The organism is Nocardia mikamii NBRC 108933 (genome assembly GCF_001613505.1).
Lineage (GTDB): Bacteria > Actinomycetota > Actinomycetes > Mycobacteriales > Mycobacteriaceae > Nocardia > Nocardia mikamii.
This window is the reverse complement of sequence record NZ_BDCM01000003.1, coordinates 263,158-282,415: the sequence shown is the minus strand read 5'-3', so window position 1 is coordinate 282,415 and position 19,258 is coordinate 263,158. Positions and strand designations below refer to the sequence as shown.

The following is a 19,258-nucleotide window of genomic DNA, read 5'->3' as shown; positions in this document are numbered from 1 at the left end:
GCATTCGCCGTCGAACCCGCTTCGCGGGTCTAGGGGCTCGGTGACGTGCTCGGCGGTGTGAGCAATCCGCCGACCATCATCAGAATGCACTGTTCGGCCTCGGCTCCGGCCGCATCCGGATCGTCGGCGTGCGCGACGATCATGCCCGCCTCGGTGACAGCGGCCAGAATCAGTTGGGCCAGGGTGCGGACCGGGACCGCGGGTGCGAGTCCGGACTTCACGGCCAGTTCCAGCTGATTCATGATCAGACCGAGGCCGTGGCGCGCTTCCATCTCCCGCCAGCCTTGCCAGCCGAGTACGGCCGGACCGTCCGACATGGCGATCCGGACCGTCTCCTGCCGGCGGCTGGCCCCGAGGAAGGTGTGCAGGCCGGTCGCCATCGCGGCCAGCAGATCGGTCGGGTCGGGCAGGGCGTCGATCGCATCCCGGATCTCCTGGGTGTTGTCCGCCTCGAGTTGTTCCAGTACCGCGATGAACAGGCCGCGCTTGTCGCCGTAGTGATGATGCAGCGCGCCGCGGGTGACACCGGCCGCGGCGACGATCTCCTCCGCCGACACCGCGGAATATCCGCGTTCGGCGAACAGCCGCCGCCCGGCCGCTTCGAGACTCGCCCGCGTCGCGCGTGATCTGTCCTCCTGGCTACGGCGTGGCATGCAGCCGAGTGAACTCCACGATCAACTGGCTGAGCAACTCGGGCTGGTCCTCGGCGATGAAGGTGAGCGAATCCTCGATCGTGCGCAGGGTGGCGTCGGGCAGATCGTGTGCCAGCCGCTGCGCGAACTCGAGCCGGAACACCTTGTCCTCGGGTGCCCAGGCCAGCAGCACCGGCAGATCCCACTCGCCGAAACTGCGTGCGGCCGCGAGGGTGTGACGCTTGTGGATATCGCGCAGGAACCGGCGCAGGTCGGCGCGGATCGCCGCGGAGTTGCGGCTCGGCAGCAGATACGAATCCGCGATCTCGTGCGGCAGCGGCTGTTTGGTGACCAGCCCGTACGCGATGGGCAGACGCTGCGCCGGCCGGAAGCGCAGACTCTGCAGAACCGCGGTGAGCAGGCCGGGTACGCGCGAGAGTCGCGGCAGGGGAGTGAACGGCTGCGGGAAGAACTTCTCGTAGGCGTCGCAGTTGGTGAACACCACACGTCCGACCCGGCTGCGGTCGCGCGACAGCATGATCTGTGTGATCGCCCCGCCGGTGTCGTTGGCCACCAGGGTGACGTCGGTGAGATCGAGTTCCCGCAGGAACGCCGCGATCAGATCGGCCGCGCCGGTCGGGGAGAGGTCGGCGGCAGGCATCGGCTCCGAATGCGAGCCGAACGGCCAGTCCGGGGTGAGGCAGCGATGCCCGGCGGCGGCGACGTCCGGCACCACCTTGCGCCACAGATCGGCATTGACGAGCAGGCCGTGCACGAAGACCACGGGCGAACCGGAACCGGTGTCGTGACAGCGGATGCGGCCGCCGGGGACCGCGACGTGTCGAACCGGGCCGAGGCTGGTGCTGATTCCCATGACATGCCTTCCGGAGTGGGGGTGATGTGTTCCAGAGTTACCTACATACCGTATGTATGTCAATGGCTGATGTGACGGTAGCCTCGAATCCGTACGTGCAGCCCAATACCGGTGCAGTCTCGTTATCCGGCTCCGGTAGCGTGATCAGGCATCTGTCCGCCGATTCGGTTTGGAGCTTTCCCGAACAATGACTGAGCAGACCCCGAGTGGTGCCGGTGTGAACGACACAGGCACCGACGAGGCCCAATCCGGAGGCGCGTCCTACGCCGCCGCCGGTGTCGACATCGAGGCCGGCGACCGCGCAGTCGAGTTGTTCGCGCCGCTGGCCAAGAAGGCCAGCCGGCCCGAGGTACAGGGCGGTCTGGGCGGTTTCGCCGGATTGTTCGCGCTCAAGGGTGGCTACCGGGAACCGCTGCTGGCCGCCTCCACCGACGGTGTGGGCACCAAGATCGCGGTCGCGCAGGCGCTGGACAAGCACGACACGGTCGGCCTGGACCTGGTCGCCATGGTCGTCGACGATCTGGTCGTCTGCGGCGCGGAACCGCTGTTCCTGCAGGACTACATCGCCGTCGGCAAGGTGGTTCCGGAACGGGTCGCGCAGATCGTGTCCGGTATCGCCGAGGGCTGCATCCAGGCCGGATGCGCGCTGCTGGGCGGCGAGACCGCCGAGCATCCGGGCCTGATGGGCGCCGACGACTACGACATCTCCGCGACCGGCGTCGGCGTCGTGGAGGCAGACGAGGTGCTGGGACCGGACCGGGTCCGCCCCGGTGACGTCGTCATCGCGATGGGCTCCTCGGGCCTGCATTCCAACGGTTACAGCCTGGCGCGCCGGGTGCTGCTCGATATCGATCGGATGGCCCTCACCGGGCACGTCGAGGAATTCGGCCGCACCCTGGGCGAAGAGTTGCTGGAACCTACCAAGATCTATGCCAAGGATTGTCTGGCGCTGATCGCCGAGACCGATGTGCGCACCTTCGCCCACGTCACCGGCGGCGGCCTGGCGAACAATCTGGCCCGGGTGCTGCCGGCCGGGCTGGTCGCCGAAATCGACCGCGGCACCTGGAATCCCGCGCCGATCTTCAAGCTGATCGCGCAGCGTGGCCGGGTCGAGCGGGCTGAGATGGAGAAGACCTTCAACATGGGCGTCGGCATGGTCGCCGTCGTCGCCCCCGAGGATGCCGATCGTGCGCTCGCGGTGCTGACCGCGCGGCATATCGAATGCTGGACCTTGGGATCGGTCAAGAAGGCCAAGGACGCCGACGCCGCGCGGGTGGCGCTACTCGGCGAACACCCCCGGTTCTGACCGGAAACTCGATCGCCTCCTCGAACCCGGGTACGGCCCGGTTCGGGGAGGCGATTGTCGTTCGGCTGAGCCGCTGCGGCATCCGAAGGCGACCGGCGGAAGCGCAGCTGGGCGGCAGTGTGCCGAGGCACGTTCAACCCGGGTAGTGCCGCCCTCGGTATCACTGATACCCGCGGCGGCAACCCGTACTACGAGCCCTCATCGAGGTGGGATCGGTCGACCCTATCGGCCGAAAACGCTGCCCGACGTGCGAAGGGGGAGGCCCCTCAGGCCTCCCCCTGCAGCACGTCGATCGGAGTCAGCGGCGCCAGTCGTCGTAGTCCTCATCTTCCTCCCAGCGCTTGAGCGATTCGTCCGAATCGTGTTCTTCGGACAGCACACCGCTCCGCCGGGGGGTGTGCCCCGACAGCTCGCGCTGAAGGCTCGCGAAGTCGGTCGACGGCGAGCTGTACTTCAGCTCGCGTGCAACCTTGGTCTGCTTTGCCTTAGCCCGGCCACGGCCCATGGCTGACCCCCTCGCGTCACTGCGGGGCGGCCTGGGGTGGTTGGCGGCCCCGTTCGAATTAATAATCTTCCTGACAGACACTTTAGCGTGTGTCAGGCGGTCGCGCTTCCAGGAGTGGGTGAAGACTGCGGAACATCCACCGTCGGCGGGGCGGTCCGGCGGACCTTCGCCGAAATGGTGAGCTGCTACACCGCGCCCGGGATTGCCCGGATGATGCCGACCCGCGCCCCGCCGCCCAGGACCGGCGGCCCGGCGAGCGCGGTGTGGGCCTCGGTCCACTCGACCCCCATACGCTGGAGAATCGCCTGCGTCAGCGGCATCCGGGCCCGGTCGTGGCCGTCGTCGATCTTGTAGGCGAAGGCGCGGCCGTCCGGCAGGGCCCCCGCGTGCACACCGTCCGCCCCGATCTTGCAGACCAGACCCGGGGTCGCGCGCATGGTCTCGAGATCGGGGGCATCCGTGCCCGAAATCACTCGCGGATGGTGGCGAATCGCGTCCGCGACCCGGCGTTCCGGCGATCCGGGGGCCGCGGTGGCGAGATGGGCGTAGGCGCGGGCGAGGTTGATCAGTGAGACCGGGACGATCGGCAGGCCGCAGCCGTCGATGCCGAGATCGGTCTCGGGTTCGCCGGTGATGTCGGCGATCGTGGCCGTGACCGCCTGCTGGAGGGGATGGGAAGGGTCGAGATACCCGGTCGTCGGCCAGCCGTTGATCACACAGGTCGCCAGCATCGCGGCATGTTTGCCCGAGCAGTTCATGTAGATCTTGCGAGGGGCCGAGTGCCGATCGCGACCGGCCAGGGCCTCGGCGCGGGCCTGTTCGCCCATCGGCAGATCCGGCGGGCACTCCAGGCTGTTCTCGTCGAAGCCGAAGCGGTCCAGCAATCGCCGCACCAGCGCCAGATGGTCGGGTTCGCCGAAATGCGAGGCGGTGGCGATGGCCAGTTCGGCCTCGTCCACCGGCTCGAAACCGTTGCGCAGCAAGGTGATCGCTTGCATGGGTTTGTTGGTCGACCGCGGGAAGATCGGCAGATGCACCTCACCCAGGGCGAGCGAGGGCTCCCCGTCGGGTTCGACGATCACCACCGACCCCCGGTGCACACATTCGCGGAAGCCGGAGCGAACCACTTCCACCAATTCCACACTCATGGCCGGTCTCCTCGCTCCGCGCTGCCGGAAGCCGCTGCACTCGATTCCTCCGCCCGCAGCACTGTCCCGCTCGGCATCGCCGAGTGCGGTGTCCCGGCCCCGGCCGCCGCCGGCTTCGATGCCGTCCGGCCCGCCGCCGCGATGCCGACCCCCTCCGCGGATGCGGTGACCCGCGCCCCGTTGGCGGCCCGCCGCGCATGCCGGGCGATCTGCATGCGCACATCGTCGGAAATCGTCGGTTCGGCGGCGAGCAGATGCTCCAGCCGGGCCGGATCGTGGCCGGTGAACAGGTCGCGGACGGTGATGCCGTGCTCGGGAATGTGGTCGACGTGCACCCGGTCACCGGCACCGATCGTGCCCTCGGTCAGCACCCGCAGGTAGGCGCCGGTATCGGCCCGCAGGGTGAAGCGCTTGACCCACTGCTTCTCACCGGACCAGTGCCCGAAGGTCGCGCACGGCACGCGCGGTGCGCTCACCTCGAGCACCGCCTCGCCGACGCGCCAGCGTTCCCCGATCACCGCATCGCTGACCGGCAGCCCGGACACCCGCAGATTCTCACCGAACCAGCCGGGCGCCAGCGTGCGGCCCAACTGCTCGCCCCATTGCCGCGCGTCCTCGTCGGCGTAGGCGTAGACGGCCTGGTGGACGCCGCCGTGATGTGTCGTATCGCATACGTGGTCACCGGCCAGGCCCAGTGCGCGGACCGCGACCCGGTCGGCGACCGGGCGCTTGTCGATCGCGGTCCGGCCGACCCGGCTCACCTTCGCGGGTACCTCGAGTTCGGCATGCAGGACACAGACCGCGAGCACGTGGCCGATCGCGCCGATTTCCCGGGGCGCTGCGGGCGCGCTCACCGGCCGCGCAACTTGTCCACGGCGAGCCGGCCGGCCTGCGGCTCGTCATCGGACGGGATCGAATCCGGATCGATGGCGGCGGCCATCGGACCGGCCTCCAGCCGGGTGTCGGCGGGGATGGCGCGTTTGACCAGCGCGAGTGCGATCGGCCCCAGTTCGAAATGGTCGATCACCGTGCCGAGCCTGCCAACCGCGCGACCGCCGGCGGTCACCGCGTCACCGGCCGCGGGCCGGGCATCGGCGGAGCCGTCCAGGTGCAGCAACACCAGATGCCGCGGTGGTTTACCGAGATTGTGCACGCGGGCGACGGTTTCCTGCCCGCGATAGCAACCCTTGTTCAGATGGACCGCGCCGAATTCGTCCGGGCCGCCGATCCAGTGGGCCTCGTGCGGAATGGTCCGGTCGTCGGTGTCGACACCGATACGCGGGCGCAGCGCGGCCACTCGCAGCGCCTCGAATGCCCACAGTCCGGCCGGTTCGGCGCCGGCCGCGGTCAGCGCCGTCCACAGCTCGCTCAGCCGCTCGCGCGGCACGACCAGGTCGTAGGAATGCTCGGTGGGCCACGGCATCCGGCGCAGGAATCCGCCGCCGGGCAGGGCGACCGCGCCGTACACCTCCGGCAGCGCGGCGATGCCGAGCGTCTCGGTCAGCTCGCTCACTCGCGGTCCGAGCAGGCTCAGGACCGCGTGATCCGGTGCGGCCTCGGGTTTCGCGTCGGCCCAGAAGACCATCTTCTGCAGGAAGTCGAGCAGCGCGGGGCCGCGGTCGCCTTCGGTATCGATCCACACCGTGCCGTCGAGTTCGGTGAGCACGAAATGGTGCTGGACGCGGCCGTTGAGGTCCAGATCCAGATTCTCGGCGGAACGGCCGTCGCTCAGGTCGGCGATGTGCTGGCTGGAAATCGTGTGCAGCCAGCTCAGCCGTTCGGCGCCGGTGATCCGCGCCACGAAACGATGCGAACGGTCCACGAGGGCGACGCGCTGGGCCGCGGCACGCTGTTCCCCGAAGGGATCGCCGTAATGCCAGGCGACCGCGGCATCGGGACTATCGGGCGGGCCGGGCACGGCCCCTGGGAGACCGAGCAGTGGACTGGGGGCGGCAACCACGGACACGTTTCCACAATAGGCGGTCGCGCGGGCCCGCGCCGCGCCACGGGTTGCCGCAGGTGTGCGGTGAGTATGCCGTGGATATGCCTGTCGCCCCGGGGCTCGCCCGGGCGTTGCCGGACGATTGCGTACCCACGCCTGGAGCGCTCGATTCGCCTAGGCTGCCACGCATGGTGGATCGAGTTCTGGTGACACTCGACGGTACCGTCCGGAATCCGGACGAGCCGTTGCTCTTCGCGGACGACATCGGCGCGTTGCGCGGCGACGGCGTCTTCGAGACGGTGCTGGTGCGTGACGGTAAAGCGAGTGCGTTGGAACTACATCTGGCTCGGCTACGCCGCTCGGCCCAGGCACTGGACCTGCCGGATCCCGATGTCGCCCAGTGGCGCACCGCGGTGGAATCCGCGGTCAAGGAATGGGGGTCCGACCGCGAGGGTGTGCTGCGCATGATCGTGACCCGGGGTCGCGACGGCGCCGAGTCCAGACGGGTCGGTTCGGGGGAACTGTCGGGCCCGGCACCGGATCTCACCGGCTACGTGCTGGTGAGCGCGGTCGCCGAACGGGTGAGTAAGGCTCGCGCCGAAGGTATTTCGGTGATCACCCTCACGCGCGGCATCTCCACCGAACTCGCGACCACCGCTCCGTGGCTGCTGCTCGGCGCCAAGACGCTCTCCTATGCGACGAATATGGCGGCGCTGCGCTTCGCGGCCCGCCAGAATGCCGACGACGTGATCTTCACCAGCACCGAGCATCGAGTACTGGAGGGGCCGCGCTCGACGGTCGTGATCCAGCGCGACAAGCAGTTGCTCACCCCGCCCGCGCGCGACGGCGTACTGCCCGGCATCACCCAGCGAGCCCTGTTCGCCGCGGCGGGAAAGGCCGGCTGGGACTGCAGCTACAAATCGCTGTTCACCGCGGATCTCGTTACCGCCGACAGTGTTTGGCTACTGTCGAGCATTACGCTCGCCGCGCGGGTGGCGACGTTGGACGGGCTGCGGATGTCGGCGCCGGATTGTGCCGAAGAGATCGTGGATCTCGTGAATCGCGGGATCGAACGGGCCTGGAATATCGCCGACTGGACCTGATTCGACCGTCGTGGCGGAGCGTCGGAATCGGAACCCGTTACCGCGCAGCAATAATTGTTGGAATGTCGTGACGTAGGACTCGTTGCCCCACGGCTGTTCCGGCGTAGGCTCTACTACGACATGTCGTAGTACGTGTGGATGTCCCGCATGACACAGGAGGCCGCCGGATGGATGTCGTCGACGTCTCACGTTGGCAGTTCGGGATCACGACCGTCTATCACTTCATCTTCGTCCCGCTCACCATCGGCCTCGCGCCCTTGGTCGCCGGGATGCAGACCGCGTGGGTGATCACGGGTAAGGATCATTGGTACCGGCTGACGAAGTTCTTCGGCAAGTTGTTCATGATCAACTTCGCACTCGGCGTCGCCACCGGCATCGTGCAGGAGTTCCAGTTCGGCATGAACTGGAGCGAATACTCGCGCTTCGTCGGCGACGTCTTCGGCGCTCCGCTCGCCATGGAGGGCCTGGCCGCGTTCTTCCTGGAATCGACCTTCCTGGGCCTGTGGATCTTCGGCTGGTCGCGGCTGCCGAAACTGATCCACCTGGCCACCATCTGGCTGGTCGCGATCGGTGTGAACGCCTCCGCCTACTTCATCATCGCCGCGAACTCGTTCATGCAGCATCCGGTCGGCGCCCGCTACAACCCCGAATCCGGCCGCGCCGAACTGGAGAGCATCGGCGCGCTGCTGACCAACAACACCGCGCTGGCGGCCTTCCCGCACGTCGTCGCGGGCGCGTTTCTCACGGCCGGCACCTTCGTGGCCGGTATCGGCGGCTGGTGGATGGTCCGCAATGCCCGCTCAGGTCATCCGGAGCTGCTCGCCGAGGCTCGCAGCATGTGGCGACCGGCCGCCCGCTGCGGTATGTGGGTGATCGTGATCGCCGGTATCGCGCTGGTGTTCACCGGCGACATCCAAGGCAAGCTGATGTTCAAACAGCAGCCGATGAAGATGGCCTCGGCGGAATCGTTGTGCCACACCCAAACCGACCCGGACTTCTCGGTGCTGACCGTCGGCACGCACAACAACTGCGACAGCGTCACCCACGTGATCGAGGTGCCCGGGGTGTTGCCGTATCTCGCCGTGGGCAAGTTCAGCGACGTCACACTGCAGGGCGTCAAGGACCTTCAGCTCAGCTACAACGACAAGTACGGCCCGGGCGACTACCGGCCCAACCTGTTCGTCACCTATTGGACCTTCCGCGCCATGATCGGCTGGGCGATCGGTTCGGCCGCCATCGCGCTGCTGGGCTTCTGGATGACCCGGCGCGGGCGGATACCGGATCAGCCCTGGTTCAAGTGGCTGAGCCTGATCTGCATTCCGACGCCGTTTTTGGCCAACAGCGCGGGCTGGGTGTTCACCGAGATGGGCCGCCAACCGTGGGTGGTCGCACCGAATCCGACCGGTAACCCGGCCATCCGGATGACCGTGCAGCAGGCCGTCTCCGGACATACCGCCGGCACCGTGCTGACGTCGCTGATCGTCTTCACCGTGCTGTACGGCGCCCTGGCCGTCGTGTGGTTCTTCCTCATGCGGCGCTACGTGATCGAGGGGCCCGAATCGCCACCCACCGAGACGGAAACGCCTGCGGTCGAGAAGCTTTCGTTCGCGTACTGAGGAGCCGAGGATGAGTCTGCCCGAATTCTGGTTCTTGCTGATCGGTGTGCTGTTCACCGGCTACTTCGTGCTCGAGGGCTTCGATTTCGGCGTCGGAATACTGATGCCGATCATCGGACGCGGCGACCAGACGCGAAAACGCGCCGTACTCAACACGATCGGTCCGGTCTGGGACGGCAACGAGGTGTGGCTGATCACCGCCGGCGGTGCGATGTTCGCCGCCTTCCCGGAGTGGTACGCCAGCCTGTTCTCCGGGTTCTACCTGGCGCTGCTGCTGATCCTGGTGGCGTTGATCGTGCGTGCGGTGGCGATCGAATGGCGCGGCAAGATCCACGACCCGCGCTGGTACCGGTGGTGTGACGCCGCGATCGTCTTCGGTTCCTGGGTGCCCGCGCTGGCCTGGGGGCTCGCCTTCGCGAATATCGTGCACGGGGTACAGCTGAACGCGCACAAGCAGATCGAGGGCGGTCTGCTCGGCCTGATCAACCCCTACGGTCTGCTCGGCGCCCTGACGTTGCTGCTGTTGTTCATCCTGCACGGTGCGGTCTTCATCGCCTTGAAGACCGGCGGCGATATTCGTGACAGCGCCGAGCGGATCGCCCGCGTCGTCTGGTTGCCTGCCACCGTGGTCGCCGGCGCGTTCGCGCTGTGGACGCAGTTGGCCCACGGCCAGGGATGGACGTGGATTCCGTTGGGCGTGGCGGTCTTCGGCCTGCTGCTCGCGGGCGGTGCGGTGCTGCGGCACCGTGACGGCTGGGCATTCACCGGCACCGCCGTCACCGTGGTCGCCGCGATCGTGCTGCTGTTCGGTGCACTGTTCCCGTACGTGCTGCCGTCCACCATCGACGCCGCCTACGGGCTCACCGTCGACGGCCGGATGGTGGACGGACATCCCACCGTCAGCGCCTCCTCCACGCACTACACGCTGGTCGTGATGAGCTGGGTCGCGGTGGTGCTGACTCCGGTCGTGCTGATCTACCAGGGCTGGACGTACTGGGTCTTCCGCAAGCGCATCACCGTCGAGCAGATCCCCGCGCCGATCGGCCTGTCGATGCGCAGCGGCGCGCGGTAGGTCCCGATGGCCCGACCCGTCGACCCCCGGCTGTGGCGCCACGCCCGCTCGGCCCGCCGCTACCTGATCGTCAGCGTGGGACTGTCGCTGGTCATCACGGCGGGCATCGTGGTCGCGGCGCTGATGCTGGCCCGGATCGCGGCGGGCGTCATCACCGATCCCGGCCGGCGCACGGTCGGCGCGTGGACGGCCGAGCTGGCGATCCTGGCGGCAGCCATCGCGGTGCGGACGCTGGCGAGCTGGTGGCAGTCGCGGCTCGCGCATCGGGCCGGAGCGCAGGTGGTCGCGGAACTGGAGAATTCCGTGCTGGCCGCCGGAGCCGCCCTGCCGCCGCGCGAAATGGAAAGCCGGCGTACCGAACTCGCGGTGGTGGTCGGCGACGGACTGGGCGGTCTGCGCGCCTACCTCACCGGCTATCTGCCGGCGCTGCTGCTCGCGATGCTGGTACCGCCCATCGTGCTGACCGTGATCGCCGTGCACGACCTCGCCGCGGCGATCATCATCCTGGTGACGCTGCCGTTGATCCCGATCTTCATGATCCTGATCGGGCTGATGACCCAGGGCCGTGCCGCCGACGCCCTGGCCGCCACCACCCGGCTGTCGGAGCAGATGCTCGACCTGTTCGCCGGGATGCCGACGCTGCGGGCGCTCGGCCGGGAAACCGGTGCGGCCGAAGACGGTTCGCCGACCATGCGACATCGCGTCCGCGAACTGGGCGAGGCGCTGCACAAGCGGACCATGGCGACACTGCGGATGGCGTTCCTGTCGTCGATGGTGCTGGAAATGCTGGCCACCCTGTGCGTGGCACTGGTCGCCGTGTCGATCGGCATGCGGCTGGTCTTCGGGCATATGGGGTTGTATGCGGGCCTGCTGGGCCTGATCCTCGCCCCGGAGGTCTATCTGCCGCTGCGTGCGGTCGGGGAGAGATTCCATGCCGCGCAGGACGGAATGGCCGCTGCCGAACGAGCTTTCGGGGTTTTGGACCCGGACGGCTCGGTCGCGGGCCACGTGCCCAGCGGATCTCCCCGGGCAGATGCCCCCACGGCTCGGCGATACGGCGAACCGCCCGCGGTGCGAGTCCCGGCGACGGTCGAACCGGGGGCCGAAGATATCGAGCTGTGTGATGTGTGGGTGCGCGCGCGGGACGGGGACGCCCCCGCCGGATTGTCGGGTGTGCTGCGTCCGGGGGCGGTGACCGCTCTCGTCGGCCCCAACGGAAGCGGGAAATCGACTGCGCTGCAAGTGATATTGGGTTTGATGTCACCGGACCGGGGTGCGGTTCTGGTGGGCGGGCGCCCGGTCGGCGAGTTCGATCCGGACGTATGGTGGTCGCATATCGCCTGGTTGCCGCAACGCCCGGTGCTGCTGCCCGGCACCTTGCGCGAGAACCTCGAACTCTTCGGCGCCCGAGCCCGCGCGGCCGGGTGCGGTGAGAACGGCGACGAGGCGGCCCGCCGCGCCGCAGCCGTCGACAAGGCCTGCGCGGCAACGGGTTTCGACGAGGTCCTCGCCGAACTTCCGGACGGGTGGGACACCGTGTCGGGCCCCGGTGGCCTCGGCCTGTCCCTCGGCCAGCGCCAACGCCTGGCATTGGTACGTGTACTGGCCGCCGACCGCCCGATTCTGCTGTTCGACGAGCCCACCGCCCATCTCGACGAGCGCAGCGAAGCCACCGTTCTCGCCGCCCTCACCGAACGGGCCCGCGCGGGTGCGACGGTCGTCGTGGTAGCGCACCGGCCGTCGGTCCTCGCGATCGCCGATCACATCATCGAGGTACGCGCTCGGACGGCGTCGAATCCGGCGGAACATCCTGCCGCGCAACAGGAGCCGGCCTATCTCGACCGTGGCCGGGCGCAGCCACCGATCGACGGGTTCGGCGGTTCGCGGGCGTGCGACGACCTCGAAGAAGGACTGGCGAATCGCGCCGCAGGGCGGGCTCGGCGCACGGGCGATGGCTTTCGCGAAAATCGCGACCTTCCCGGCGGCGCGGATCGTCACCCCGAATCCCCGGGCACGGAAGGACAGGACGCCACCTGTTCCGGGCCAGGTACCTCGCGGTCGGATGGTGTGCCGGAGCGCACCGGGGACGCGGACGCGAAAACGTGCCCCGAGCGGGCTCGCGAATCGGATGGTCCGGAGCACGTCGCAGATCGGGCGGGCCAGGTGCCGGGTGGCGATGAGCACCCACCGGGCACGCCCGTTGCGCCGATCGGCAGCGGCCCGGCGAGGACGGGGGAGTGGACGCCGTGAAATCCCTGTGGTCCGAACTACGAGAGCTGCGGCGAATTTCGGAGATCTCGCCGTGGCGCGTGGTCGTATCGATCTGCTGGGGGACGATCGCGCTGGGCAGTGGACTGGCGTTGGCGGCGTTGGCGGCGTGGCTGATCGCGCGGGCGTGGCAGATGCCGCCGGTGCTGGACCTCAGCGTCGCCGTGGTCGCGGTGCGGGCGCTGGGTATCTCCCGCGGGCTGTTCCGCTACATCGAGCGGCTGGCGACCCACGACGTGGCACTGCGCGCGATGACCACCGCCCGTACGTCGGTATACGCGGCTCTCGCCCGCGCCGATTTCTGGACCCTGCGACGCGACGGCCGGTCCGAGGGCGACGTCACCGGTTCGACGGAACGCGGCGCCGACGGTGCTTCTGGTTCGTCGTCCACGCTGCGGCGTGAGAGCGCGGGCGACTCGCGCGATGCCGGTCGAGCCGAGCGGCTGCGACGTCGGCCCGCGGGCCTGGCACCTGCGGGAGAAGCCGGCCGTCCGGACTCGGGTAGCGGTGCCGGACGGGGGACCGGTCTACTGCGCCGGGGCGATCTGCTCACCCGGATCGGCGCCGATATCTCTGACCTGGGCGCGGTGATCGTGCGGGCGGTGGTTCCCATCGTGGTGGCGATCCTGCTCTCGGTCGCCGCCGTCGCCCTGCTCGCGACCATTTCCGTGCCGGCCGGTGTGATCCTCGCGGTCGCCCTGCTGGTCTCCGGCGGGTTCGCGCCCTGGCTGTCCGCGCGGGCGGCCAGGGACGCCGAACTGGCCGTGCAATCCGATCGTGGCGAGTTCCGGGCCGCGGCCGTCACCGTGCTCGATCACGCCGCCGAGCTACGAGTCGCCGGACGGCTCGACGCGGCGATGACGGCGGCCACGACCGCGTCGGCACGCGCGGTGCGCGCCGAGGACCGGGCGGCCGCACGCAGCGCCTGGGCGGCCGCGGCGACCCCGCTGTCCGTCGGAGCCAGCGTGCTCGGCGCGTTGCTGATCGGAATCGTGTTGTACGGCAACGGCTTCGGCGCATCGGCCGAGCCCCTGCAACCCGCACCGGCGGGCGGTATCACCCCGATGGCCTTCGCGATACTGGTGTTGCTGCCACTGTCGGCATTCGAGGCCGTGGCGGTGCTGCCCGCCGCGGCGCAGGCCCTCACCAAGGGCCGCGCCGCCCTGCGCCGCATTCGTGCCCTCGACCCGGCCGAGCCGGCGGCGCGGGCTGTCGCTGTCGACGACGATGCCTCGGCGCCGGCCGATGGCGCGTCCGGTGATCTGCGCGCACGGCTGATTCGCGCCCTGCCCGACCTTCCGCCGGGCCGCCGGATCGCGGTGATCGGCCCGAGCGGGGCGGGTAAGACCACGCTGCTGATGAGCTGGGCCGGACTGTTCGACACACCGCGCGCCGGCCGGACCTTCTTCGCCGAGGACGCCCACGTCTTCGGTACGTCCGTCCTGGAGAACCTCCGGGTGGCGCGCGGCGACGTGACCGATGCGGAGGCCGAAAACGCTGTGCGCGCGGTCGGTTCCGGTCCGTGGCTCGACGCCCTGCCGGACGGGGTGGACACGGATCTGGTCGGCGGCGCGGCCGCACTCTCGGGCGGGCAGCGCCGCCGTCTGCTGCTGGCGCGCGCTCTGGTCGCCCCCGCCGACACCCTGCTGCTGGACGAACCCACCGAACATATGGAGGCGGGGGCGGGTGCCGAACTGCTGCGCGCGCTGCTCGACGAAACCAGCGGGCTCGTCGACCCGGACCGCACGGTGGTCGTCGTCACCCATCAGCTGCCCCCCGATCACGGCGCCGACACCGTGGTCACGGTGGCACCCGGCGGCGAGATATCGATCACTCGCCGCGTCACCGCCTGATCCGGCGAACGCCCAGGTCGGCGCCGGGATTCGGCTCTGCGAAAAATCCGTTGCGGCCCCTCGCCCGCGGCCGGTAGTTTCGTCTGTACACGGGAAAGGAGGTGGTTCGAAGAATGGTTATTCAGAGGACGCGTGAGGTGGCTGCCGGTTGAGCGCCACAGCCGCGGTCTTCGAACCGCGGCCCGCTGCAGTGGATTCGGTCCCCGCGCGAGCGCTGAACTAATCCCAGGCAGTCACCCGGCCCCCGAGCCCCCGGTTTGTCCGACCGGGACCGCGAGAGACCAGTCTCCGCGGTAAGGCTCGGGGGCCGTGCTCTTTCCGCCTGAGATCAGGGCCGACGTTGCCCGGGCTCGGCTCAGCCGATGTAGCGCTGGAGGCGGGCGGAGAGGCGGGGCTTCAGGGCGCCGTCGGCTTCCACTCGTTCCTCGACGTAGCCGAGGTCGCCACCTTCGACGATGCCGTACAGGCGTTTGGCGCCGCCGACCACCGCGCCGGACTGGCTGCGGATCACGACATCGGTGGCCAGTTCCCAGGACGACTGGGTCAGGGCCTGACCGTAGAAGAGTTCGACGATTCCGGAGCTGTGGGTCAGCAGGAGTTCGATGACCTCGTCGTCGCCGTCGATGCCGACCCGCCAGAAGCCGCTTTCACGCAGATCGGGGCCGGAGTAGTCGCCTTCGGCGTCGATGACCCAGGAACGGGAATCCCAGGACAGATAGTCGCCGCCGTCGTGGGAGACGATGATCTGCTGGCCGAAGTGGTAGTCGCCGCCGCGCTCGGGATCGTTGCCCTCGCCCTCCCCGCGCCAGACGCCCACCAGGGGCAGCAGCGCGAGCATGGAGGCGCTCAGATCGGGACCCAGCCGCAGATTCGCGGTGTCCTCGGGCAGCGGCAACCCCGGCAGCTGCGGGATGTTGCGGCCGCCGGTGGATTTGGCGCGCTCGGCAGCGTCGGCTACCGCCTCGTCGCCACTGCGGCGAGCCGCGTCATCCGTACTGCGGCGAGCCGCATCATCGGAACTGCGGCGAGCCGCATCATCCGTACTGCGGCGAGCCGCGTCATCGGGCTCGCGCCCCTCGGCGTGCGCCTGTGAGGCGTGACCGTTGGTCGCTGCGTTTTCGACGTTCTCGCTCGCCGAATCGGTCACGACTCGGTGAAGAGCCGGTAGAGGACGTACAGCCCGAACCAGGCGATCAGCACGGAGCAGATGACCAGCAGAATCTCGAAGGTTAAGACCACATATCGGAGTTTAACGACCCGCCCGGCGAAGACGAAAACGGCCCCGGGAAAACGAATCCCGGGGCCGTTCGCGTGCGATGAGCGCAGTTTTCCGGCGCCTGCCGGCGACGCTCCGCGTCGGTGTTACTTGGCGACGCTCACGTCGACGTTGTGGACGCCCGCCCCTTCGGGGCTGACCTTGGCCGAACCGTTGCCGGCCGACGACAGGGCCCGGATGGTCCAGGTGCCGGGCGCGGCGAAGAAGCGGAAATCACCGGTGCCGGAGGCCACGACCTCGGCGGTGAACTCGTCGCTCGAGTCCAGCAGGCGGACGAAGGCGCCGCCTACCGGGTTACCGTCCGCATCGAGGACGCGTCCGGTGAGGACGGTCTCCTTCTCGGTGTCGACGTTGGCCGGAAGGGCCTGACCCTGGGTAGGTGCTGCACACATATCTATTTACGCTCCCAACTCGATCGGTGCACCGACGAGGGAGCCGTATTCGGTCCAGCTCCCGTCGTAGTTCTTGACGTTCTTGTGGCCCAGCAGCTCCTGCAGCACGAACCAGGTGTGCGACGAGCGCTCACCGATGCGGCAGTAGGCGATGGTCTCCTTCTCGCCGTCCAGGCCCGCTTCCTTGTAGATGGAAGCCAGTTCCTCGTCGGACTTGAAGGTTCCGTCCTCGTTCGCGGCCTTGCTCCACGGCACGTTGATGGCGCCGGGGATGTGGCCGGGACGCTGGCTCTGCTCCTGCGGCAGGTGCGCGGGAGCGAGAATCTTGCCGGAGAACTCGTCGGGCGAACGCACGTCGACGAGGTTCTTGACGCCGATGGCCTGGATGGCGTCGTCGCGGAAGGCGCGGATCGACAGGTCCTGCTCGGAGGCCTTGTAGGTGGTCGCCGGACGGGTCACCGCGTCGGTCGACAGCGGGCGGGCGTCGAGCTCCCACTTCTTGCGGCCGCCGTCGAGCAGCTTGACGTTCTGGTGGCCGTAGAGCTTGAAGTACCAGTACGCGTAGGCCGCGAACCAGTTGTTGTTGCCACCGTAGAGAACGACGGTGTCGTCGTTGCCGATACCGCGGGCCGACAGCAGATCCGAGAACTGCTCCCGGTTGACGAAGTCACGCCGAACCGGATCCTGCAGATCCTTCTTCCAGTCGAGCTTGACGGCACCTTCGATGTGGCCCGTGTCGTAGGCGGAGGTGTCCTCGTCGACCTCGACGATCACGACGCCGGGGGTGTTGAGGTTCTCTTCGACCCAGTCTGCGGAGACCAGGACATCGGAGCGAGCCATGTTGTTCCTTTCGATGTGACTTGCCGGGGTATGTGGAGAGATGAACGGTGGATTGTGGGGCCGGTCAGTTCGTCGAGCTGCCCGAAGTGACCGGGGTTCGCGAGGTGACCCGCTGGGCGAGCGGATAGATCTTGCAGCCCAGGCAGATTCCGAACGCCGCGTTGAGGAACGCCGCGAACAGCGCGAAGGCGGTGAAGATCGCACCCACCACGCCGGAGCCGGCCGCGAAGCCGACGAAGCCGACGATCGCGAAGACGAGACCGACCAGCTGCGCGAACCGCAGCGGCGGCACCGGCTCGGTCTCGGTCGCCGGACCGACGCGCGGCGCGACGAAGGTGGCGAACAACCACCCGTAGGGGCTGCGCCGCGGGCCGTACAGGGCGCCGAGGGCGAAGACGATCGCCTGCAGGGCGATCAGCACCGCCGCGGCGGGCGTGGAGAAGGCGGAGACGATCAGGACCAGCACGAGGACACCGGTGGTGATCCACGCCGCGAACCGCGGTCCGCGGACGTCCACCTGACCGGTGGGTGAGTTGGTGTTCTGAGGCACGGGGGCTCCTGCGCTGAAGGAAGGCTTATCTGGCTTATCCGGTTGCGGGTTATCCGTCAGATAGGTCGGATCACCGGGGGATCGAGGAGATCTCACACGCGGTGGAGAAACCGGTCGGCGGCAGGGATACGAAAGGCCGACCGGCTACATGCACAGGCAGCAACAACCGCCGAGGCGGCACAGATCGACTGTGCGGCGTCGGGTGAGCATCAGCTCTCGGCGGGTTTGCACGCCAAGCAGTTTACCCGGTTTCGGGAGGGAATTGGACCCGGGGTACGAAACTCGACCGGGCGCCGGGCGCGTGGACGGCTCGCGCGCCGCGCGAAACGACGCTCGTAAAGCCCTTGTGAGCAGGAAGTTCAGGCCGCCTCGGGGACCGTCAGTGGCGCCAGGGCACTACGCAGATCGGTGGCCTTGGGCACACCGGAGATCCGGAACCGCTCTCGCCCGTGGGCGTCGAAGACGAACGTGGTGGGCAGCGACAGGACGTTGAGCTCGCGCGCGAGTTCGGCCTCGGCGTCGATATCGATCTCGACGTCGCGGGGCGGCTGCACGGTATCGGCCAGATCGGCGACCACCCCGGCCACCACCCGCCGGACCGCGGCGCAGGGACCGCACCATTCGGCGGAGAAGTGCACAACGGCCGGTACCGCCTCGGTGACACCGACCGCGCTGAGCAGTTCGGTGCGGGAACCCGCGATCTCGGTGGTCTGGGCGGTCCGCACGCGGCCCTCGCGGTAGCGCAGGGCGACACCCGCGGCCACCCCGGCCAGCAGGACGACGGCCAGAATCGTGAGTTCAATCATGGTCGGGCAAACCTGTCCATATCAATGCGAATATTCTCCCCTTCACCCTCTACCACGATATTGCCGCCGATGGCCTGCACCTTCTTCGGGGGCACCCCGAACGGCAGATCCTTGGTGTCGATGGTGCGGGTGAAGCGGGCCAGGACCGCGGCCTTGTCCAGGTCGGGACCCAGTTCGGCGGCGGTGGTCGTCGGCGCGTTGCTCTCGACGCCACCGTGATACAGGTCGGTGGCCACCAGTTTGATCTGATCGCCGTCGAGGAACAGATCGGCCTTCACGCTGACCCGATCGGTACTGCGGGTCTCGGGTCCGAGCTGGATGGTGCCGGTGAGGACCAGCGCGCCCTGGGTGGTCATGCCCGAGCCGCCGGAACCGCCGGTGCCGTCGGATTTGTCGGCCGGGCGGGTGACCACCTCGAGGTCCGGAATGTTGAACAGCCGCCCCAGTTCGACCGGCTCGATCCGCATCCGGCCGGCCACCTGGTCGACCATCACCGAGCGCATGTCGTTGTCCACCAGATCGTGCATCGACAGGTGGACGCCGTTCAGGGTGGCTTCGACCAAGATTTCGCCCGGGATGTCGGGACGGTTCGCGCGTGCCCGGATCTCGAGATTGCGGTAGTCGCCGCGCGCGGTCTGGGCCAGGAACGGAAATCCGTGAATGGTCACTTCGGGGTCGGCGCTGAGTTCACCGCCGGCCCGCAGCGACCGCGAAACCCGGTACTCCGAGTAGGCCGCCGCAGTGAAATCGACCACTACGGCGATCGCGACCACCAGCAGCAGTCCGACGATCAGTTTTCTCATCCACATGCTCCGAGTTCAGGCCGTCCGGGCGCGCGGAACGCGGCGGTCGCGCGCGGAGGGGTGCCAGGCGTGGGTGTCCCGAGAAGAGGCTACCCGGTACGAAGATATCTGCCCGGACGGTGCGGGGCGCGCGGGTGTGGGCCCGGCGGTGGCCATCACCCCTGGTCCCCGTGCGAGTGCGGAATACATGATCGGGGCCCCGCACGCGCTAATGTAGGCACGAATTACCAGTGCCGACGCGCATGGATTCGCGAATGACGTCGAGGTTGCCC

16 protein-coding genes and 2 pseudogenes are annotated in these 19,258 nt (G+C 68.6%); 6 read left to right on the top strand and 12 right to left on the bottom strand.

The annotated features are described in order from the left end of the window. Window positions 1–29 precede the first annotated feature (29 nt). Both NMI01S_RS02795 and NMI01S_RS02790 read right to left on the bottom strand, forming a co-directional pair. Window positions 30–653 (bottom strand): TetR/AcrR family transcriptional regulator, encoded by a 624-nt coding sequence (locus NMI01S_RS02795; RefSeq protein WP_062994426.1) that lies wholly within the window; start codon window positions 651–653, stop codon window positions 30–32. Further along, window positions 640–1,506: an alpha/beta fold hydrolase gene (locus NMI01S_RS02790; protein ID WP_062994425.1), complete on the bottom strand. Its 867-nt coding sequence runs from the start codon at window positions 1,504–1,506 to the stop codon at window positions 640–642. Before NMI01S_RS02790 ends, NMI01S_RS02795 begins: the two co-directional genes overlap by 14 nt. A gap of 187 nt (window positions 1,507–1,693) precedes the next feature. Here NMI01S_RS02790 and purM point away from each other — a divergent pair, with 187 nt between their 5' ends. Beyond that, on the top strand, window positions 1,694–2,812 hold the full coding sequence (gene purM / locus NMI01S_RS02785; RefSeq protein ID WP_062994424.1) for a phosphoribosylformylglycinamidine cyclo-ligase: 1,119 nt from the start codon (window positions 1,694–1,696) through the stop codon (window positions 2,810–2,812). A 298-nt stretch (window positions 2,813–3,110) separates the two neighbouring features. On the opposite strand, the gene NMI01S_RS02780 is transcribed toward purM, so the two are convergent. The 4 genes and pseudogenes from NMI01S_RS02780 to ygfZ form a co-directional block, all read right to left on the bottom strand. After that, window positions 3,111–3,317 (bottom strand): DUF3073 domain-containing protein, encoded by a 207-nt coding sequence (locus NMI01S_RS02780; protein ID WP_036497777.1) that lies wholly within the window; start codon window positions 3,315–3,317, stop codon window positions 3,111–3,113. A 185-nt stretch (window positions 3,318–3,502) separates the two neighbouring features. Beyond that, window positions 3,503–4,465, bottom strand: a complete 963-nt coding sequence (locus tag NMI01S_RS02775; protein ID WP_062994423.1) for an asparaginase — start codon at window positions 4,463–4,465, stop codon at window positions 3,503–3,505. A 188-nt stretch (window positions 4,466–4,653) separates the two neighbouring features. Then, window positions 4,654–5,292, bottom strand: a pseudogene (locus tag NMI01S_RS02770) (MOSC domain-containing protein); the annotation flags it as partial. 23 nt (window positions 5,293–5,315) lie between these two features. Then, a complete protein-coding gene (gene ygfZ / locus NMI01S_RS02765) occupies window positions 5,316–6,431 on the bottom strand; it encodes a CAF17-like 4Fe-4S cluster assembly/insertion protein YgfZ (protein WP_062994422.1) in 1,116 nt (371 codons plus the stop codon). A gap of 164 nt (window positions 6,432–6,595) precedes the next feature. On the opposite strand from ygfZ, the gene NMI01S_RS02760 reads away from it, so the two are divergent. The 5 genes and pseudogenes from NMI01S_RS02760 (at window position 6,596) to cydC (ending at window position 14,319) form a co-directional block, all read left to right on the top strand. Continuing rightward, entirely contained in the window at window positions 6,596–7,510 is a 915-nt protein-coding gene (locus tag NMI01S_RS02760; protein ID WP_062994421.1) for an aminodeoxychorismate lyase, read from the top strand. A gap of 167 nt (window positions 7,511–7,677) precedes the next feature. After that, window positions 7,678–9,126, top strand: a complete 1,449-nt coding sequence (locus NMI01S_RS02755; RefSeq protein WP_062994420.1) for a cytochrome ubiquinol oxidase subunit I — start codon at window positions 7,678–7,680, stop codon at window positions 9,124–9,126. A 10-nt stretch (window positions 9,127–9,136) separates the two neighbouring features. Further along, a complete protein-coding gene (gene cydB, locus NMI01S_RS02750; RefSeq protein WP_062994419.1) occupies window positions 9,137–10,198 on the top strand; it encodes a cytochrome d ubiquinol oxidase subunit II in 1,062 nt (353 codons plus the stop codon). Window positions 10,199–10,204: 6 nt separating this feature from the next. Then, window positions 10,205–11,989, top strand: a pseudogene (cydD, locus tag NMI01S_RS02745) (thiol reductant ABC exporter subunit CydD); the annotation flags it as partial. A 485-nt stretch (window positions 11,990–12,474) separates the two neighbouring features. Further along, window positions 12,475–14,319 (top strand): thiol reductant ABC exporter subunit CydC, encoded by a 1,845-nt coding sequence (gene cydC, locus NMI01S_RS02740; protein ID WP_439956221.1) that lies wholly within the window; start codon window positions 12,475–12,477, stop codon window positions 14,317–14,319. Window positions 14,320–14,674: 355 nt separating this feature from the next. On the opposite strand, the gene NMI01S_RS02735 is transcribed toward cydC, so the two are convergent. The 6 genes from NMI01S_RS02735 to NMI01S_RS02710 form a co-directional block, all read right to left on the bottom strand. After that, window positions 14,675–15,466, bottom strand: a complete 792-nt coding sequence (locus NMI01S_RS02735) for a heme-binding beta-barrel domain-containing protein (RefSeq protein ID WP_062994418.1) — start codon at window positions 15,464–15,466, stop codon at window positions 14,675–14,677. A 215-nt stretch (window positions 15,467–15,681) separates the two neighbouring features. Next, entirely contained in the window at window positions 15,682–15,987 is a 306-nt protein-coding gene (locus NMI01S_RS02730) for a DUF1416 domain-containing protein (RefSeq protein ID WP_036497793.1), read from the bottom strand. 6 nt (window positions 15,988–15,993) lie between these two features. Then, the gene (locus NMI01S_RS02725) at window positions 15,994–16,827 is read right to left on the bottom strand and encodes a sulfurtransferase (RefSeq protein ID WP_036497794.1); all 834 of its coding nucleotides are present in this window, start codon (window positions 16,825–16,827) and stop codon (window positions 15,994–15,996) included. A 64-nt stretch (window positions 16,828–16,891) separates the two neighbouring features. Next, on the bottom strand, window positions 16,892–17,377 hold the full coding sequence (locus NMI01S_RS02720) for a DUF4395 domain-containing protein (protein WP_062994417.1): 486 nt from the start codon (window positions 17,375–17,377) through the stop codon (window positions 16,892–16,894). Window positions 17,378–17,736: 359 nt separating this feature from the next. Further along, complete coding sequence (locus NMI01S_RS02715; protein ID WP_062994416.1) at window positions 17,737–18,183, bottom strand: thioredoxin family protein; 447 nt, start codon at window positions 18,181–18,183, stop codon at window positions 17,737–17,739. Beyond that, window positions 18,180–18,986: an LmeA family phospholipid-binding protein gene (locus NMI01S_RS02710; RefSeq protein WP_036497841.1), complete on the bottom strand. Its 807-nt coding sequence runs from the start codon at window positions 18,984–18,986 to the stop codon at window positions 18,180–18,182. Before NMI01S_RS02710 ends, NMI01S_RS02715 begins: the two co-directional genes overlap by 4 nt. Between the last annotated feature and the right edge of the window lie 272 nt (window positions 18,987–19,258).

What these genes read in the sequence shown, in the direction of transcription:
- NMI01S_RS02730 (WP_036497793.1), bottom strand. Translation starts at nt 15,987, where the DNA reads ATGTGTGCAGCACCTACCCAGGGTCAGGCCCTTCCGGCCAACGTCGAC.
- NMI01S_RS02715 (WP_062994416.1), bottom strand. Translation starts at nt 18,183, where the DNA reads ATGATTGAACTCACGATTCTGGCCGTCGTCCTGCTGGCCGGGGTGGCC.
- NMI01S_RS02760 (WP_062994421.1), top strand. Translation starts at nt 6,596, where the DNA reads ATGGTGGATCGAGTTCTGGTGACACTCGACGGTACCGTCCGGAATCCG.
- NMI01S_RS02775 (WP_062994423.1), bottom strand. Translation starts at nt 4,465, where the DNA reads ATGAGTGTGGAATTGGTGGAAGTGGTTCGCTCCGGCTTCCGCGAATGT.
- cydB (WP_062994419.1), top strand. Translation starts at nt 9,137, where the DNA reads ATGAGTCTGCCCGAATTCTGGTTCTTGCTGATCGGTGTGCTGTTCACC.
- purM (WP_062994424.1), top strand. Translation starts at nt 1,694, where the DNA reads ATGACTGAGCAGACCCCGAGTGGTGCCGGTGTGAACGACACAGGCACC.
- NMI01S_RS02795 (WP_062994426.1), bottom strand. Translation starts at nt 653, where the DNA reads ATGCCACGCCGTAGCCAGGAGGACAGATCACGCGCGACGCGGGCGAGT.
- NMI01S_RS02780 (WP_036497777.1), bottom strand. Translation starts at nt 3,317, where the DNA reads ATGGGCCGTGGCCGGGCTAAGGCAAAGCAGACCAAGGTTGCACGCGAG.
- NMI01S_RS02710 (WP_036497841.1), bottom strand. Translation starts at nt 18,986, where the DNA reads ATGAGAAAACTGATCGTCGGACTGCTGCTGGTGGTCGCGATCGCCGTA.
- NMI01S_RS02725 (WP_036497794.1), bottom strand. Translation starts at nt 16,827, where the DNA reads ATGGCTCGCTCCGATGTCCTGGTCTCCGCAGACTGGGTCGAAGAGAAC.
- NMI01S_RS02790 (WP_062994425.1), bottom strand. Translation starts at nt 1,506, where the DNA reads ATGGGAATCAGCACCAGCCTCGGCCCGGTTCGACACGTCGCGGTCCCC.
- NMI01S_RS02755 (WP_062994420.1), top strand. Translation starts at nt 7,678, where the DNA reads ATGGATGTCGTCGACGTCTCACGTTGGCAGTTCGGGATCACGACCGTC.